This is a genomic window from Streptomyces sp. NPDC002787 (assembly GCF_053592095.1).
In genome coordinates this window covers 1-17,099 of sequence record NZ_JBSFVC010000073.1, presented here as the reverse complement: position 1 = coordinate 17,099, position 17,099 = coordinate 1, and the positions used below count along the sequence as shown (strand labels likewise).

At 70.8% G+C, this 17,099-nt stretch carries 14 protein-coding genes; 5 read left to right on the top strand and 9 right to left on the bottom strand.

What is annotated here, in order from left to right; translation table 11 throughout:
- Positions 1–90: 90 nt before the first annotated feature.
- The 6 genes from ACWD26_RS43705 to ACWD26_RS43680 all read right to left on the bottom strand — a co-directional run bounded on the left by ACWD26_RS43705 (position 91) and on the right by ACWD26_RS43680 (position 7,165).
- Positions 91–2,967, bottom strand: coding sequence for a SpoIIE family protein phosphatase (locus ACWD26_RS43705; protein WP_451279302.1), 2,877 nt, complete (start codon positions 2,965–2,967; stop codon positions 91–93).
- Between the two features lie 317 nt (positions 2,968–3,284).
- Complete coding sequence (locus ACWD26_RS43700; RefSeq protein ID WP_451279300.1) at positions 3,285–3,692, bottom strand: ATP-binding protein; 408 nt, start codon at positions 3,690–3,692, stop codon at positions 3,285–3,287.
- 221 nt (positions 3,693–3,913) lie between these two features.
- Positions 3,914–4,318, bottom strand: a complete 405-nt coding sequence (locus tag ACWD26_RS43695; protein ID WP_451279298.1) for a (deoxy)nucleoside triphosphate pyrophosphohydrolase — start codon at positions 4,316–4,318, stop codon at positions 3,914–3,916.
- Between the two features lie 45 nt (positions 4,319–4,363).
- The gene (locus ACWD26_RS43690; RefSeq protein ID WP_451279296.1) at positions 4,364–4,564 is read right to left on the bottom strand and encodes an SPOR domain-containing protein; all 201 of its coding nucleotides are present in this window, start codon (positions 4,562–4,564) and stop codon (positions 4,364–4,366) included.
- Between the two features lie 465 nt (positions 4,565–5,029).
- Positions 5,030–5,782 (bottom strand): GntR family transcriptional regulator, encoded by a 753-nt coding sequence (locus ACWD26_RS43685; protein WP_451279294.1) that lies wholly within the window; start codon positions 5,780–5,782, stop codon positions 5,030–5,032.
- A 147-nt stretch (positions 5,783–5,929) separates the two neighbouring features.
- Positions 5,930–7,165 (bottom strand): DUF4190 domain-containing protein, encoded by a 1,236-nt coding sequence (locus tag ACWD26_RS43680; protein ID WP_451279292.1) that lies wholly within the window; start codon positions 7,163–7,165, stop codon positions 5,930–5,932.
- Positions 7,166–7,340: 175 nt separating this feature from the next.
- On the opposite strand from ACWD26_RS43680, the gene ACWD26_RS43675 reads away from it, so the two are divergent.
- A complete protein-coding gene (locus ACWD26_RS43675; protein WP_451279290.1) occupies positions 7,341–8,447 on the top strand; it encodes a threonine synthase in 1,107 nt (368 codons plus the stop codon).
- A 21-nt stretch (positions 8,448–8,468) separates the two neighbouring features.
- Here ACWD26_RS43675 and ACWD26_RS43670 read toward each other — a convergent pair whose 3' ends face one another.
- From ACWD26_RS43670 to ACWD26_RS43660, 3 genes are all read right to left on the bottom strand, one after another.
- Positions 8,469–9,323: a carbohydrate ABC transporter permease gene (locus ACWD26_RS43670; protein ID WP_451279288.1), complete on the bottom strand. Its 855-nt coding sequence runs from the start codon at positions 9,321–9,323 to the stop codon at positions 8,469–8,471.
- A complete protein-coding gene (locus tag ACWD26_RS43665; protein ID WP_451279286.1) occupies positions 9,320–10,273 on the bottom strand; it encodes a carbohydrate ABC transporter permease in 954 nt (317 codons plus the stop codon). The genes ACWD26_RS43670 and ACWD26_RS43665 overlap by 4 nt, the downstream gene beginning before the upstream one ends.
- A gap of 93 nt (positions 10,274–10,366) precedes the next feature.
- On the bottom strand, positions 10,367–11,686 hold the full coding sequence (locus ACWD26_RS43660) for an ABC transporter substrate-binding protein (protein WP_451279284.1): 1,320 nt from the start codon (positions 11,684–11,686) through the stop codon (positions 10,367–10,369).
- A gap of 283 nt (positions 11,687–11,969) precedes the next feature.
- Here ACWD26_RS43660 and ACWD26_RS43655 point away from each other — a divergent pair, with 283 nt between their 5' ends.
- The 4 genes from ACWD26_RS43655 (at position 11,970) to ACWD26_RS43640 (ending at position 16,979) form a co-directional block, all read left to right on the top strand.
- Positions 11,970–14,375 (top strand): glycoside hydrolase family 2 protein, encoded by a 2,406-nt coding sequence (locus ACWD26_RS43655; RefSeq protein ID WP_451279282.1) that lies wholly within the window; start codon positions 11,970–11,972, stop codon positions 14,373–14,375.
- Positions 14,372–15,406 (top strand): LacI family DNA-binding transcriptional regulator, encoded by a 1,035-nt coding sequence (locus ACWD26_RS43650; protein WP_451279280.1) that lies wholly within the window; start codon positions 14,372–14,374, stop codon positions 15,404–15,406. Before ACWD26_RS43655 ends, ACWD26_RS43650 begins: the two co-directional genes overlap by 4 nt.
- A 231-nt stretch (positions 15,407–15,637) precedes the next feature.
- Positions 15,638–16,120, top strand: coding sequence for a phospholipase (locus tag ACWD26_RS43645; protein WP_451279278.1), 483 nt, complete (start codon positions 15,638–15,640; stop codon positions 16,118–16,120).
- 151 nt (positions 16,121–16,271) lie between these two features.
- On the top strand, positions 16,272–16,979 hold the full coding sequence (locus tag ACWD26_RS43640) for an NADH oxidase (RefSeq protein ID WP_451279276.1): 708 nt from the start codon (positions 16,272–16,274) through the stop codon (positions 16,977–16,979).
- Positions 16,980–17,099 lie beyond the last annotated feature (120 nt).

The following is a 17,099-nucleotide window of genomic DNA, read 5'->3' as shown; positions in this document are numbered from 1 at the left end:
AGTGAAGACGGCTATCTCCACTACGCCCGGAGGTCCCTCCATGATCAACTACCGACGGCTACGTGTCACCAACGTGACGGCCGAGTACACCTAGAACAGGCTCAGCAACGCCTCCGCCGGATCGGTCAGCCCGTTCTCCCCACCCGGCAACGGCAGTTCGAACCACACCGTCTTACCGCGCGGCGTACGGCGGGAGCCCCACGCCGCCGAGAGCAGGCCGACGAGCTGCAGCCCGCGTCCCCCCTCGTCGGTGTCGCGGGCCCGGCGCCGGCGGGGCTGCACGAGACCCGCGTCCCAGACCTCGCAGACGAGCGTCCTGTCGAGCAGAAGCCGCAGCCGGATCTCACCCTCGCCGTACCGCAGCGCGTTGGTGACCAACTCGCTGACCAGCAGTTCCGCCGTGTCGACGAGCGGCTCCAGGTCCCAGGCCAGCAACCGGCCCCGGGCGTACTCGCGGGCGCGGCCGACACTGCGCGGCTCGCGCGGCAGCGTCCAGTCGCCGACGGAGTCCTCCGGCAGCCCCTGGACACGTGCCATGAGCAGCGCGATGTCGTCCTCGCCGTGATGTGTGTCGAGCGTGTTGAGGACGTGGTCGCAGATGTCCTCCAGCGACCTGGGTGTCTCGGCGCGCAGCGCGGTCGGTGGCTGGGCGGGGTCCGTGAGCGCGCCGACGAACGCCTGGAGGCCCTCGTCGAGAGGATGGTCGCGGGATTCGACCAGTCCATCCGTGTAGAGTGCCAATAGCGCGCCTTCGGGCAGTTCGACCTCGACCTCCTCGAACGGCTCGCCGCCGACGCCGAGCGGCATGCCGGGCGGCACGTCGAGCATCAGCGCGCTCTCGCCCGGCTCGACCAGCACGGGCGGCAGATGGCCCGCGTTGGCGAAGGTGCAGCGGCGGGTCACCGAGTCGTAGACGGCGTAGACGCAGGTCGCGAGGTAGACCTCGGAGAGGTCCTTGTCGCTGGGCCGGCTGGCGGCGGTGCGGGACGCGGACTGGACGCCGCCGGGCGTGCCGAGGCCGCGGGCGATCTCGTCGAGGGCCGAGAGCACCTCGGCGGGTTCGAGGTCCAGCAGGGCCAAGGTGCGCACAGCCGTACGCAGTTCACCCATGGCCACCGCTGCCCGCAGTCCCCGGCCCATGACGTCGCCGACGACGAGTGCCGTGCGGTGGCCGGGGAGTTCGATGACGTCGAACCAGTCGCCGCCGACCTCGGTGGCGGCGTTGCCCGGCAGATAGCGGCAGGCGATGTCGAGCCCGGAGGCCTCGGGGTCGCCCGGGGGCAGCAGGGAGCGCTGGAGGATGAGGGCGCGTTCGTGCTCGCGGCGGTACAGGCGCGCGTTGTCGATGCAGACGGCGGCGCGCGCGGCCAGTTCGACGGCGAGCGCCCGGTCGCGTTCGCCGAACGGCTCGCTGCCCTTCGTCCGCGAGAACTGCACCAGTCCGACGACGGTGTCATGCGCGACCATCGGCACGGCGAGCGTCGTCTGGATCAGGTTGCCCTCCTCGGGCACCTGTTGGGGGCGGGCGGTGCGCAGGGCGTCCGCGCAGGGCGAGTTGAACGGGTAGTGGTGGACCGCGCCGACGCGCACGGGGGCCGGCCCGCCGACGAAGGGCGCGTCGGAGACCGCGCTGGCGAAGGCGACCCGGCGCAACTCGGCGCTGCCGTCGGCGAGTCCGGGCGGGGTCTCGTCGCCGACCAGGAGGCCCTGGTAGAGGTCGACGGCGGCGAGGTCGCAGAAGCCGGGGACGACGACGTCGAGGAGTTCGCGGGCGGTGGTCTCCAGGTCGAGGGAGTTGCCGATGCGTGTCCCGGCCTCGTTGAGCAGAGCGAGATTCCGCCGGGCGGCGGCCGCTTCACGGGCGGCGGAACGGCGGGCCGTGATGTCGGTGGCGAGCCAGGCGATGCCGATGGGGCGGCCGGTGCCGCTGTGCACGCGGAAGAGGTTGATGGACCAGTGGCGGCGCTCTTCGGACCCGGGCACGAACCCCGTGATGTGCATGTCCGTGACGGAGTCGCCGGTCTCCATGACCCGCCGCAGGGTCGCCTCGACCCGCTCGGCCTCCGGGGACTGCAGATAGTCGTGGACACCCCGGCCACGGTGGTCGTCGACGTCGCCGCCGTAGATGGAGGCGAAACGGTGGTTGGCGCGCCGCACCCGAAGGTCGGTGTCTATCAGGAGGAAACCGAACGGGGATTGGCCGAAAATCGCCTGCGAAGCGGCGAGGTCGGTCTCTATCCGGCGCAAGGTCCGGACGTCCACCACGATGCACACGGCGGCCCGTTCGCCGCCCTCCACCGTGGTGGGCATCACATAGACCTCGGCGAGCCCCTCCGCCCCCTCGGGTCCCGGCACCCGGAAGGGGACCACCCCGGTCCACTCCCGGCCGTCGAGAACCTCGGCCATCTTCCGCTGGCCCTCTTCACGCCGGTCGGGGTCGATGAACGCCTCGATGGGGTCCATCCCCATGGCTCGCTCGGCAGATATGCCGAACAACTGCTCGGCGCGCAGACTCCACTGGTCGACGAGTCCGTCGGCGCCGATGGAGAACGACGCGACCTTGATGTAGTCGTACATGGACCCGGGCGGGCTGGTCTGCCACATCGGGTCGCCCATCCCCTGACCGGCAAGGACACCGGCCGCCGCGGCGGCCTCGACGGCGGCGCCCTCGCCTTCGGGCCCGGCCGCCGTACGGCTTTCCGAGGTACGACTGCCCGGCACACGCCCGCCGGACGCCGAACTCCCCGACGCCCGGCTCACCGACTCCCGGCTCCCCGGCTTTCGACTCTCGGGCGCCCGGCCCTCGGACGCGCGGCCCGTCGGGTCCTCGCCCGTCCTGTCGCGTGCGGCCCCGCTGTCTCGCGCGGCTCCGCCCAGGCCGGAATCGTCTGCGGCCTCGGGCCTCGCGCGGTCCGACGGGTCCGTGGACCCGCCCGACTCCGTGGCCTTCGCTGGTATCTCGCTCACGCGAACCGTCCCCTCCAGCTCACCGCGTCCGGCTTCGGTCACCAGGGGCGGCTGCCCGCAGTATCCAGCACTACGGCGCCGCGCAACACGGTGTTCACGATCACAGCACAGTCCCGATCGTTTTTGGACCGGCCGCGACATACTCCCAAGTCTTCTAACCAGGCGATGCCCCCTCGAACCAAGAACTCCAGCCAGCGCTACTGGCCTGAACCAGTCGGTCGCACGCGCGCCCCGGGGAGCCGCCCCCTCCCCCGGTCCGTACGCCGTGGACTCCGGTCATGCACCAGGACCTTCACCCCGTACGTCTGCGGGGCCGCTCAGCGGGGAACCGTCAGCTCGAACCAGACCGTCTTGCCCGCTTCCCCGGGGCGGGTACCCCAGGCCCGTGAGGACCAGGCCACCAACTGCAGACCCCGGCCGCTCTCGTCGTCGGCGTCGGCCGCGCGCTCGCGCGGTGGATCGGGCAACGGGTCGGAGACCTCGACCAGGAGAGTGCCCAAGGGGTCCGCGGGACGCACGAGCCGTACACCGATGGGTCCTGTCGCGTGCCGCAGCGCGTTGGTCACCAGCTCGCTCACCAACAGCGCGGTGATGTCCCCGAGCACATCGAGCTGCCACTCGCGCAGCTGCCTTCGGACCACCGCGCGCGCGTCCCGCACGGCGCCCGGCTCCGCGGGAAAGGTCCACTCGGCGCACTCGTCTCCGGTGTCGATCACGCCGATCACTTCCCAGTCCAGAAGCGGACCCTGTCCGGTTTCATGGGGTTAATGGGCACATACCCGATATCCATCCCGGAGTACCGCGCACGAGGGCGCACAGTGGCACGAACGGCGTAGGGCGTCCTCCCGAGCCCGGACAGGGACGCGGGGGGCCTCGCGAGCAGCCACAACGCACCGCGGACGGCAGTCGCCCCACTGAAGCCTCAGCAGGCCTCCAAGGGGCACACTCAGCCTCCGTCGCCCCACGCGATCCGCGCCGTCTCCATCACCGCCGGCACATCCTGATCCAGCCAGTCGACGTCCCAGACCTCGTCCACGGTCAGCCAACGCAACTCGTCGTGGTCCTCCAGCGGGCGAGGCTCACCGGACAGCAGATGCGCGATCCACACCCGCAGCACATACCCCGGACGCACCTCCCACTCCCCGGGCACGCGCTCGGCGGACTTCGCCTCGACCCCGAGCTCTTCGCGCAGCTCACGTACGAGCGCCTGTTCGGGGGACTCGCCGGGCTCCACCTTGCCGCCGGGCAGTTCCCAGCGTCCGGCCAGCTCGGGCGGTGCGCTGCGGCGCGCGGCGAGCAGTCGCCCGTTACTCAGCAGGGCGGCCCCCACCACCACGATCGGTTCGGTCATGCGCGGGAGCCTACGGGAGCGGACACGGGCGCCGGGCGGGGCGCATCACTTGCTCCCACTCTGCCCGTTCTGACCGTTCTGCCCGACGCGTTCGACCCAGTAGAGCTGCTTGTGACCGCGGCTGTCGAGGCTGTCCGCGATCTTCTGCGCCTCGGCGCGCGTCGCGTACCTGCCCACCCGGTAGCGATTGCCGTTGTCGTCCTGCCTTATGACGAGCCAGGGAAGCGTGATCGTGCCGTCGTTCATCGACCCCCACCGATCCTTCCCGCCTCGGCTCGCCCGGGTCCCGTCCCCGGATGCCGCCGCGCCCCGCCGCCTAAGGAAACCGCATTCCGCATATGCCCGAGCGTACGCCTAACCTTCACGGAGCGAATCCGGCTTTTTACAAAGAGGTACGCAACCAGCCAAGATGAGGGGCGCGCACGCCGTCGAACGCGCCGGTGATCACTACTCGCGCGCCCCCCAGCGCCCCAACGAGCAGCCATCCAGCGCCGTTCGTACGAAACGGGCCGCCGCCGGCCTTCACGGCAGCCGGGCGGCGAGAACGACCGAATTCGAACTACGTTCGGACAGACCCCCAGGCTCCGACAGTTACAACTTCCGTCAGGCAAAAGCCACTTGACCCATGCCCGCGTCACCGCCCGGTACACACGCATTGTCGCCCGGTGCACACGAAACCGGCCGCTTTCCCGAACGGGCGGGCGCCCGCGCTCACTTCACCGGCAGGTGATAGGCCACCCGGTAGCGGTCCGCGGGCAGCACCACGTCCGCCGTCTCCACCGGGCGGCCGGAGGCGAAGTACGTGCGGTGGACGACCAGGACGACATGCCCGGGGACGCCACCGAGGGCGAGCAACTCCTCGGCGAGGCCGGGGCGGGCGCCGACCTCCTCGGTGACGTTGTCCACCACGACGTCGATGGCGGCCATGCGCTCGACGACGCCCATGCCGCCGAGGGGGCCCTCCTCGGGGAGCATCACCGGGGTGCGGCCGGTGAGGGCGAGGGGCTCCCAGGAGGTGGAGAGCATCATCGTCTCCCCCGCGTCCCGGAAGGTGTACTTGGTGCGCATCACGCGGTCGCCGGGCTGGATCGCGAGCCGCTCGGCGATCACCCGGCCCGCCTCGGCCTGCTCGCTGCGCGACTCCCAGGTGCCGCGCGCAGCGGCGTCGGCCTGCTCCTGCCGGAAGGGCGTGGCCCCACCGGCGGGCCGGAACCCCGAGCGGGCGACCCGACGCGGCACCGGCCGCTCTCGCACATACGTGCCCGAACCGGAGCGGCCCTCCACCAGCCCCTCGGCCATGAGCACCTTGCGGGCCTCCAGCGCGACCGTGTCCGAGACGCCGTACTCCTCGCGGATGCGGGCCTGGGAGGGGAGGCGGGTGTGCGGCGGCAGCGAACCGTTCACGATCTTCCTGCGGAGATCACCCGCGACACGCAAGTACGCCGGCTGCTCACCGAAAGTCACTGGCCGCTCCCATCTGGATGTACAGACAGCAACAGCGTGGCAACCGTGGGTTGAGCCACGCAAGCAAAGGCCAGAGAATCACTCGATGTGATGACATGTGCCCGGTGAGGGCTTTACGCAGGCACTTTCTCCCCACTATGGCTGCCGTCACACCTCCGCGCCGGAGCCGTCCTCGCCCTCGTCCCCGCCCGTGCCCTCGTCGTCGTAGGCGGGCGACTCGGCGGCGAGCCCCAGAGCCTTGCGCGCGGTGACCGCCTTCGGGCCGATGGCCAGCCGGTGCGCCTTGTCCCAGTGGTCGCTGAACTCATCGGCGTCGCTCGCCTCGCTCGCCGCCTCCCACTCCTCGCGCGCCCGGTCCATGGCCTCGGCGTAATCGGTGACCGCCTTCTCGGCGGAGGGCTCCCAGTCGTGCGCGCGCAGGTCGGACGTCTGCTGTTCGTGGGCGCGGACCACCTGCGACGCCCACACCTTGTGCGCCGTCAGGTCGTCCTCGACGTACTCCGTGTCCGGGACCTTGTCGAAGGCGTCGTTCAGGATCGCCTCGGCCTCCAGGAAGGCGAACTGGTCGTCGTCGAGGGTCGTCCCGTCCTGGCGCAGCGAGCCCGTCAGCGTGCCCTCGGCGTCCACGTTGCCGAACATGCAGGTGATCTGCCGATCTCCGTACCGCCAGCTCTGCCGCGTCGGGGTGAAGTAGTAGACGTCGACGTCGAGCGGCAGCGCCCAGGCGTCCATCGCGTACAGCTCCGAGCGCTCGTAGCACTGCTCGTCGGCCTCGTCGGTGACCGCGGCGTCGCCCGGGTAGTCGCCGTCCGGCATCAGGAAGTCGGCGAACACCTCCGCGTCGTGCTCACCGGCGCACGGCACGATGTCGACGTCGTACGCGTACCCCTCCAGGGAGCCGGTGGGCGTGTCGAAGCACTGGCCCTTGTCCACCGAGAAGGCGCCCCCCGCGCTGCTCGCCGCGTCGCGGAAGCCGTCCCACGCGTCGCGCGCGCCGCCCGTGGTGAACGCGAGCGTCATCAGCAGCGCGCCGATCGTCGAGAGAGCGATTCCGGCCACCGCCATGCCCTTGCCGCGCTCCCCGCTCTTCCTGATCTGCACCAGCGCGACGATCCCCAGCAGCAGCCCGATGCCCGGCAGGAAGCACAGCACGCCGAGCACGAGCGCGGCGATCGCGAGCCCGTTGACGGGCGTCGGCGGCTGGAGGGCGGGATACGGCCGCGCCCAGGCCTGACCCCAGGGCTGAGGGGCCGCCGCGCCGTACGGATACGGCGGCGGCCCGCACACGGCATACGGCTGTGCCTGCGGCTGCGCTTGTCCCGGGGGCGAGAACGGGTCACCGTCCTGCGGCGGCTGGGGCCCGAGGGGCGGGGGTGTGGCCACGGGTGCACGTGCTCCTTGCGCCGAGCGGGGTGGGACGAGCCGACTCGAGTCGGATGAGCCGGGGGGATGAGCCGTGTGGGAACTGACGTACGACTGGGCGCATGGTAAGCGGGCGACGCGGCGAGGGCGATACGCGGGGCGAACAGCGGCACCCGGAGATCACTACGCTTCCCTCATGACCCCTCTGCCGGATCGCTTCTGCCCGACGGACGGCACGCGCGTCCCCGCCGCCTCCCTCTCCTGGTGCTGCCCGGCCTGCCGCGGCCCCCTGGACCTGGACTTCGCCCCCACACCGGCGCCGCTGAAGTCCCTCGCCGGCCGGGTGAACTCCCTATGGCGGTACGCGGAATGCCTCCCCCTGGCGGCGCCCACGGTGTCACTGGGCGAGGGCCGGACCCCGCTCATCGACCTCAAGGACGGCGTCCGGGCCAAGCTCGACTACCTGATGCCCACGCTCTCCTTCAAGGACCGCGGCGCGGTGCTCCTCGCCGAGCTGGCCCTGCGCCTCGGTCCCCGGCAGGTCGTCGCCGACAGCAGCGGCAACGCCGGCACGGCGGTCGCCGCGTACTGCGCCCGCGCCGCACTGCCCTGCACGGTGTACGTCCCGGACGGCACGTCGGCCAAGAAACTGGAGCAGATCGAGGCGCACGGCGCGCGGCTCCACGTCGTCGACGGCGACCGCGAGGCGACGGCCAGGGCGGCTCGCGAGGCGGCGGACGCGGACGGCGTCTTCTACGCCTCGCACGTCTACAACCCCTACTTCCTGCACGGGACGAAGACCTACGTCCACGAGCTGTGGGAGGACCTCGGCGGCCGCCTCCCCGAGGTGCTCGTCGTCCCCGTCGGCAACGGCACGCTGCTGCTGGGCGCGGCCCTCGCCGTCGCCGAGCTGCACGCGGCGGGCCTCATCGACCGCCGCCCCGCTCTCCACGCCGTCCAGTCCGCCGCCGTGGCCCCGCTCGCCCACGCCTGGCGCGAGGGGGCCGACGACCTCGTCGGGACCACCCCCGCGGCCCCCACGTTCGCCGAGGGCATCGCCATCCCCCGCCCGCCCCGGGCCCGCCAGATCCTCCGCGCCGTCCGCGCCTCCGGCGGCGCCTTCCTCACCGTCACGGAGGACCAGATCCGCCACGCCCAGCGCGACCTCGCCTCACGCGGGTTGTACGTCGAGTCCACCGGGGTGGCCTGCTGGGCAGCGGTACGAGAGGGAGCGCTCGGGGGGCGTACGGCGGTGGTGCCGTTGTGCGGCGCGGGGCTGAAGTCGGGGCTGGCGACGGCCTGAAGGGTGGCCGGGGTGGTCGGTTCACTTCGTGGCGCCCCGGGCGAAGCCGTTGTAGATGTAGCGCTGGAGGAAGAGGAAGACGACGAGGGTGGGCACGATGACGAGGATCGCGCCGGCGGAGATGGCCTCCCAGTGGGCGCCGAAGGGGCCCTTGAAGCGGAACAGGGCCGTGGAGATGGTGCCGAGGTCCTCGGAGGGCATGTAGAGGAAGGGGATGTAGAAGTCGTTGTAGACGGTGATGCCCTTGATGATGACGACGGTGGCGATCGCCGGTTTGAGCAGCGGGAAGATGATCCGCCAGTAGATGGTGAGCGCGTTCGCTCCGTCGAGCCGGGCGGCCTCGTCGAGGGAGACGGGGATGGAACGGATGAACTGCAGGAAGACGTAGATGGACACGATGTCGGTGCCCATGTAGAGCAGGATCGGCGCCCACCGGGTGTCGAAGAGGCCGAAGCTGTTGACCACCTGGAAGGTGGCCACCTGCGTGGTCACGCCCGGCACCAGGGTGGCGACCAGGAACAGCCCCATGACGAGCTTCCTGCCGCGGAAGGTGAACCGGTCGACGGCGTACGCGGTCATCGAGCCGATGATCACGGTGCCGGTGATGGAGAACAGCAGGATGAAGGCGGTGTTCCCGAACGCCGTCAGCATCTGACCGTCGCGGAAGGCCGTGACGTAGTTGGAGAAGTTCAGCCAGTCGCCGGGGAGTTGGAAGGCGCCGCCCCCGCCCGTCGCCTCCTTCTCCGTCTTCAGCGAGGTCAGGAACACGACGGCCAGCGGGACGAGCACCACCAGCGAGGCGAGGACCAGGGACAGATAGATCAGGGCCGAGCCGATGCCCCGGGGGCGACGGCCGTCCACCGCGTCGGCGGTCATACGAGGTCCACCTTCTCGTCGGGTACGAGGCGCCGCTGGATCCAGGTGATCAGCAGGATGATCAGGAGCAGGACGACGGCCGCCGCGGAGGCCAGGCCCGTCTTGTTGAACTGGAACGCCAGCTTCACGGTCTGGATGACGAAGGTCGTGGTGCCGGTGGCGCCGCCGGTCATGATGTAGGGGATCTCGAACACCGACAGGGAGCCGGAGACGGCGAGGATCACGCTGAGGCTGATCACGGGCCGGATGCTCGGGACGATCAGGTACCGGAACTGGTGCCACCGGGTGGCGCCGTCGAGCTGGGCGGCCTCGTACAGTTCGCCGGGGATGGACTGGATGGCACCCAGGAAGAGCACGAAGTTTAGGCCGGTGAAGCGCCAGACGGAGACGCCTGCCAGGGAGATGTTCGCGGACGTCGGGTCGCCGAGCCAGGCGTGATCGGTGCCCGCGCCGAACCAGGACAGCACCGTGTCGAGGGTGCCGCCGTCCTGGAAGAAGTACAGGAAGACGAACCCGATGGCGACGCCGTTGATCAGGTACGGGAAGAACAGGATTCCCTTGAAGAGGTTACGCAGGCGCAGGTTGAAGCTGAGGACGGTCGCGAAGTACAGGGCGACGGCGATCTGCGCGCCGGACGCGGCCAGGTAGTAGAGGCTGACGAAGAACACCCGGAACAGCTCGGGCCGGGTGAACAGTTCGACGTAGTTGGCGGTGCCGGTGACATGGATCTCGGGGCTGACGCCGTCCCAGTCGGTGAAGCTGTAGTAGACCATGTTCGCCACGGGCACGTAGGTGAACGTGATCAGCAGGACCAGTGGGGCCAGCAGGAACAGCCAGGGTGTGGCCTTGTGCAGAGCTCCTCGGCCGGGACGGGAACCGCTGGTCGCCGCACGGGCGCGGGTGCTCTCCTTGCCCACGCGTGCGGTGGGCCTGTGCGTGGTCTGGGTCATGTCGGCCTTTCGGTCGTCCGCGGACGAGGTCGGCGGGCCGGGCCCGGTTCCAGGGAACCCCGTCACCGGGCCCGTGCGCCGCTCTCCGTTCCGTCAGGAGCCCGCGCTCTTCTCCGCCTCGCTCCACTTCTTGTCGAGCTCGGCGAAGTAGTCCTCCAGGCTGCCGCCCTGGACTCCACGGGCCATGTCGACCAGCTTCTGCCGGTAGTCGGGCTTGCCCAGCCCGATCTCGGCGGCGTTGTCGATGGCGTTGACCTGGGTGCTCCTGGCCTCGGACCGTTCGAGGAGGGTGACACCGTTGTCCTCGAAGGGCTTCAGGGTGTCCGGCAGGGCGCCCGACTTCAGCGTCGGGATCGAGCCCTCGTTCTGCGCGAAACCGGACTTCTCGGTGAACCAGTCGACCCACGCCCGCGCGGCGCCCTTGTGCTCGGAGTGGATGCTCACCGCCTGCTGGTAGTCGGAGGAGAGCATCCCGCAGAACTTGCCGTCCTTCTGCGCGGGGAACGGCATGAAACCGATGTCGTCGGGGTTCGTCCCGGCCGTCTTCGCCGCGCCCCGCATCTGGCTGATGGCCCAGGAGCCGAGCTGCATGGTGGCGATCTCCCCGCGGGCGAGCATCCCCTTGGAGTTCTCCCAGTTGGTGGTCGTGGGGTCCTTCTCGACGAGCTTGTCGTGGACGACGTCGTAGAGCAGGGTGTCGATGACGTGGAGGTCGCTGCCCTCGGCCCAGGGGGCGGTGGAGGTCGCCAGCTTGTCGTTGCCCTCCGCGTCACAGCTGACCGAGCCGATGCTCGCGGTGCCGGCGGTCAGCGGCCACAGATCCTTGAAGTTCGTGTAGTACGGCACCGCGCCGGTCTTGGCCTTGATGGCCTTGAGGCCGGTCAGGAACTCCTGCGGGCTGGTGGGCCAGGAGGTGATGCCGGCCTTCTCCCAGACGGCCTTGTTGTAGACGAAGCCGTCGGCGTTGCCCACGGTGGCGAGGCCGTACACCTTGCCGTCGACGGTCGCCTTGCCGGTGAAACGGTACTTCTCACTCAGCTCGTCGGCGCCGCCGAGGGAGGCGAAGAACGAGGGGTAGTCCTTGGTGGCGATCGCGTTCGGGATCATCAGCACGTCACCGTAGTTGTCGGTGTTCATGCGTATCTTGACCTCACCCTCGTAGTCGGTGATGCCGTCGAACTTCACCGTCACCTTGGGGTAGGTCTTGTTGAACTCGGCCGCGTACTTCGTCATCGTGCCGTTCTGCACGAGGTCCGTGCGGTGCGTCAGGACCGTGATGGTGCCGGAGACGCTGCCCGGGTCCGTCGCCGCGGCGGCGGACTCGCCCTTCGGTGCCGCCGCTCCTGTGCATCCCGTCACGGTGAGCGCCGTGACGGCGGTCAGTGCGGCGACGACCAGCACTTTCCTCCCCATATGCCCAGCTCCTTCAAGATCGCGGCTCAGGCCCGCCTTTGGGCTGTCGGCACTATGGCACCGCGCGTTTGAACCGGTAAAGCTTCCGCGTTCACCGCGATATCCAATCGTTACCTAGTGGCTCCGAGCACGACAGCAACTACCGGCCTTTATTGGTGAAACACCGCCAAAATGGTCACGAGAAGCAGAGCTAGACCGGTTTATGGACATCGATCGCACGGGCGGCTAGGTTGGCGGCGCCTGTCACCAGAACCGACCTTGCGTCACGTGAGGGGAGCCGCACATGAAGGACGTCACCCTGCTCAGCGACGGGTGGGGGCTGCGCCATGAGGACGCGGTGCTGCCGGCCCGGGTACCGGGCTGCGTGCACACCGACCTGCTGGCCGCGGGGCTCATCCCGGACCCTTTCATCGGCACCGACGAGCACGAGGTGGCCTGGGTCGGCGACCGGGCCTGGACGTACACCACCCGGCTCACGGCGGACACCCGCCACGAGCGCACGGATCTGGTCTTCGACGGCCTCGACACCGCGGCCGAGGTCATCCTCGGCGGGGAGGTGCTCGGCCGGACCCGCAACATGCACCGGACCCACCGGTTCGACGTCACCGGACGGTACGGAGAGCTCCGGGTGCACTTCACCCCGGCTCGCGAGGAGGCGGAAGCGGTACGGAAGGCGGTCGGCGACCGGCCCAACGTCTATCCCGCACCGTCCCAGTACATCCGCAAGATGGCGTGCGCCTTCGGCTGGGACTGGGGCCCCACCGTCGTCACCGCCGGCATGTGGCGGCCCGTCCGCCTGGAGCACTGGTCGACCGCCCGGATCTCCCAGGTCCGGCCCCAGGTCACGGTCGCCGGGACGCGGGGCCGCGTCGAGGTCCACCTCACGGTGGAGCGCACCGCCGACGGCACCGGGCGGCCCCTGACCGCGCGGGCCTCGGTGGCCGGGGTGGACACCGAGGTCACCGTCGAGGACGGCCACGCGGTCCTCGGACTGGACGTGCCCGACCCCCGGTTGTGGTGGCCGCACGGCCACGGCGAACAGCCCCTGTACGACCTGACCGTCACCCTCGCCGACGGCGACTCCGCGCTGGACACGTGGCAGCGCCGGATCGGCTTCCGCACCGTCGAACTGGACCACACCCCCGACGAGCACGGCACCGGCTTCACCCTGGTCGTCAACGGCGTACGCCTCTTCGCACGCGGCGTGAACTGGATCCCCGACGACGTCCTGCCCTCCCGCATCACCCCGGAGCGCTACCGCCACCGCCTCACCCAGGCCACGGACGCGAACATCGACCTCGTCCGCGTCTGGGGCGGCGGCATCTACGAGGACGAGGCCTTCTACGACGTCTGCGACGAACTCGGCCTGATGGTGTGGCAGGACTTCCTGTTCGCCTGCTCCGCCTATCCCGAGGAGCAGCCGCTGCGCGGCGAGGTGGAGGCCGAGGCGCGGGAGAACGTCGTACGCCTGATGCCGCACCCGTCGCTGGTGCTGTGGAACGGCAACAACGAGAACCTCTGGGGCTTCAGGGAGTGGGGCTGGGAGCCCGAACTCGCCGGTGACTCCTGGGGCGAGGGGTACTACCTCGGCCTGCTGCCCCGTGTCGTCGCCGAGTTGGACCCGACCCGGCCGTACACGGCGGGCAGCCCCTGGTCCGGTTCCTGGGACCACCACCCCAACGACCCGGCGCACGGCACCCACCACTCCTGGGAGGTGTGGAACCGCCGGGACTTCGCCGAGTACCGCGACAGCGTGCCCCGCTTCGTCGCCGAGTTCGGCTGGCAGGCGCCCCCGGCCCTGGCCACCCTGCGCCGCGCCCTGCCCGGCGAGGACCTGGCACCCGACTCGCCCGGCATGGTGCACCACCAGAAGGCCGAGGACGGCAACGGCAAACTCAACCGCGGGGTGGCCCGCCACTTCGCGCTCCCCGAAGGCACCGGGGCCGGCTTCGACCGCTGGCACTATCTGACCCAGCTGATCCAGGCCCGGGCCGTCGCCACGGGCATCGAGCACTGGCGCTCCCACTGGCCGCGGTGCGCGGGCACCGTCGTGTGGCAGCTGAACGACTGCTGGCCGGTCAGCTCCTGGGCGGCCATCGACGGGGACGGCCGGCTCAAGCCGCTCTACCACGAGCTGCGCCGCCTGTACGCCGACCGGCTGCTCACCCTCCAACCCGCCCCGGAGGGCATCGTGCTGGGCCTGGTCAACCAGTCGGCCGACCCCTGGCGGGCCGAGGTAGCCGTACGCCGGACGACCGCCGACGGGAGGGTGACGGCCCAGGTGCCGCTCACCGTGGAGGTGGCGGCGCGGGACGCGGTACGGACACCGCTGCCCGTGGACGCGCTCGGCCTCACCGGGGACGGGGAGTTCCTGGTGGCGGACGTGGAGGGGCTGCGCGCCGTGCACTTCCCCGTGCCGGACCGCGCGTTCCCCTATCCGCGCCCGGAGTTCGACGTGCGGGTGGAACCGGTCGCCGGCGCTGCCGATACAGTCGACGTCGTGGTGACAGCACACACCCTCGTACGAGACCTCCTGCTCCAGCCCGACCGCCTCGCCCCCGACGCGGTGGCCGACACCGGTCTCGTCACCCTGCTTCCCGGCGAGGAGAGCAGGATCCGGGTCGTCGGCTGGCCCGAGCCCGGCGCCGGAGCGGCCCGCGCCGCCCTCTTCTGCGTGGAACCGGCGTGAGCGCGGCATCCACCCAACGCATCACCATCAAGGACGTCGCGGCCCGGGCCGGCGTGTCGAAGGGAGCGGTGTCGCTCGCCTTCAACGGCCGGCCCGGGGTGTCCGACACCACCCGGGACCGCATCTTCCAGGCGGCCCGGGACCTGGGCTGGGCCCCCGACGCCCGGGCCCGCGGCCTGTCGTCCGGCACCAAGGTGGACACCATCGGCCTGGCGATCTGCCGACCGGCCCGGCTGCTCGGCCTGGAACCCTTCTACATGGAGTTCATCTCCGGGGTCGAGAGCGTGCTGGCCGAGCGGTCCTGCTCGCTGCTCCTGCACCTGGTGCGGGACATGGACGAGGAGATCGCGCTCCAGCAACGGTGGTGGCAGGCCCGGCAGATCGGCGGATCGATCCTGGTCGACTTCCGCGAGAACGACCCCCGCGTGCCCGCGCTGCGCGCCGTCGGACTCCCCGCGGTGGCGGTCGGCCACCCGTCGCTGACAGGCGGCTTCACCTCGGTGTGGACGGACGACGCCACCGCCGCCACGGAGGCCGTACGGTATCTGGCCGCCCTAGGCCACCGCCGCGTCGCCCGCGTCGGCGGACCCGCCGGGCTCGGCCACAGCGCCATTCGCGCGAAGGCGTTCACCGAGGCCACGCGCGAACTGGGCATCGCCGACGACCTTCAGGTCGCCACGGGGTACGAGGGCGAGGAGGGCGCCCGCGCCACACGTTCCCTGCTGCTCATGGCCGAGCGGCCCACGGCGATCCTCTACGACAACGACATCATGGCCGTCGCCGGGACCGCCGTCGCCGCCGAGCTGGGCCTGTCGGTGCCGCGTGACCTCTCCCTGCTCGCCTGGGACGACTCCCAGCTGTGCCGGCTGACCCATCCGCCGCTGTCCGCGATGAGCCATGACGTGCACGGGTTCGGCGCCGACGTGGCCCGGACCCTGTTCGCGGTCATCGACGACGAGGACCCCCCGTCCCACCAGGTCGCCACCCCCTCGCTCACCCCGCGCGGGTCGACGGCACCGCCGCTGACGTAGGACCGGCACCAGCACCGTCCTCGGGCCTCGGGCCTCGGGCCTCGGGCCTCGGGCCTCGGGAAAGGACACGTGGCAGCACGGCTCGAACGGCTCGTGGGGTCGGATCCGCAGGGCGCTCGCGGTGAAATTCTCATGGCCGACTGGTGAGTTCGTTCCTGTCGGCGGTGTACCCCCGGACGGGACTCTTGGCGCGTTCGCTTCCGAGATGCCGTCACCGCCGGAGGTCACGCCATGCGCCGTCGTGCCATGCCCCTCGTCACCGCCTTACTCGCCCTGCCCGCCGTCCTGTCGACCACGGGCGCCGCCCACGCCGCCGAGCCGGCCGACAAGGCCGCCGTGCTGTCCACCTGGACCCAGACCGGCGCCGGCGGTTACAACGCCTGGCTCGCCGCCCGCAACAACCAGGCGGCCTGGAGCGCGTACGGGTTCGACTGGTCGACCGACTACTGCAGCAGTTCGCCCGACAACCCCTTGGGTTTCCCGTTCCAGTCGTCGTGCGCGCGGCACGACTTCGGCTACCGCAACTACAAGGCCGCCGGCGCCTTCGAAGCCAACAAGGCGCGTGTCGACTCCGCGTTCTACGCCGACCTGAAGCGGGTCTGCTCCGGCTACTCCGGCGTGCAGCGGACGTCGTGCGACTCCACGGCCTGGATCTACTACCAGGCCGTGGACAAGTTCGGCGACGTCGCGCCCTCCGGCGTCGTCGCCGGCTGACCGGCCACGGGAACCCCGTGACGACCCGGGCGTGAAAACTTCACGTCCGGGTCGTGACGGCGTAGCTGGGCAGCACCGTGCCGAAGATCGCACACTCGGAAGGCTCACCGCGTCCGCGGCACGGCGAACCCGAGAGAGGAAGCGCGTCACCTTGGACAGCGTCGGGAACCGGACCGTTCACCTCTGGTCGCTCAGCGAGGACGTCGTGGTGGAAACGGAAGATGCCGAGGGGCAGTTGGTGCTGACCGGCCCCTGGGGCCGGGAGCGGATCGACGGCGCCCGCGCCCCGGTGCGGGAGGCACTGCACCGCATGGAGCTGGGACCGGTGCTGCTGACCAATCTGGAGCCGCACGCCGGGGTCCGCCTCGTGCTGCTGCCCCTGCTGGAGCGGCTGTCGCACCTGGTGGTGCGGACCCTGGGGGTCGACGACCTCGGCGGGCCGCTGCTGTCGGCCGCCCCGGTGGCCCGGGCCGCGTCGTTCAGGCTGACCCGGCTGCCGGGCCGTCGGCCGGTGCACCTGTCCGCCGACGTGACCGTACGGCGGGTGCCACCGGGCTTCACGGTGGAGTCGTCGGGCGCCCCGTACAAGGTCATGGTGCACCGGCCCGAGGCGGCCTGGGTGCTGGGACTTCTGGCCTGGCCGGTCACCCCGGACGACGCCTCCGCCTCGCTGGCCCTGCCACCCGGGGTGACGGAGGCGATCCTCGACTACCTGGTGGCGGCGGGGATGGCGGAGCCGGTGGAGCTCCCCGCCGACGACGACGGCTCGTACCCGGGCTCCAAGGCCGCCCGCGGGCGCATGCCGCCGCTCCTGGGCGGCGCACCACCGGACGCGGCCCCCGGCCCGCCCCCGTCCTGAGCATCCCCGTCCGGGCCATGTAGCCCTAGCTTGATCTTTAACCTGTGCGGCGGGGTTGTGGGGTCGTTGGCTTCTTCGTTCGCTGCTTCGCTGTCGGTGATTTGCGGGGCGTGTGCACGT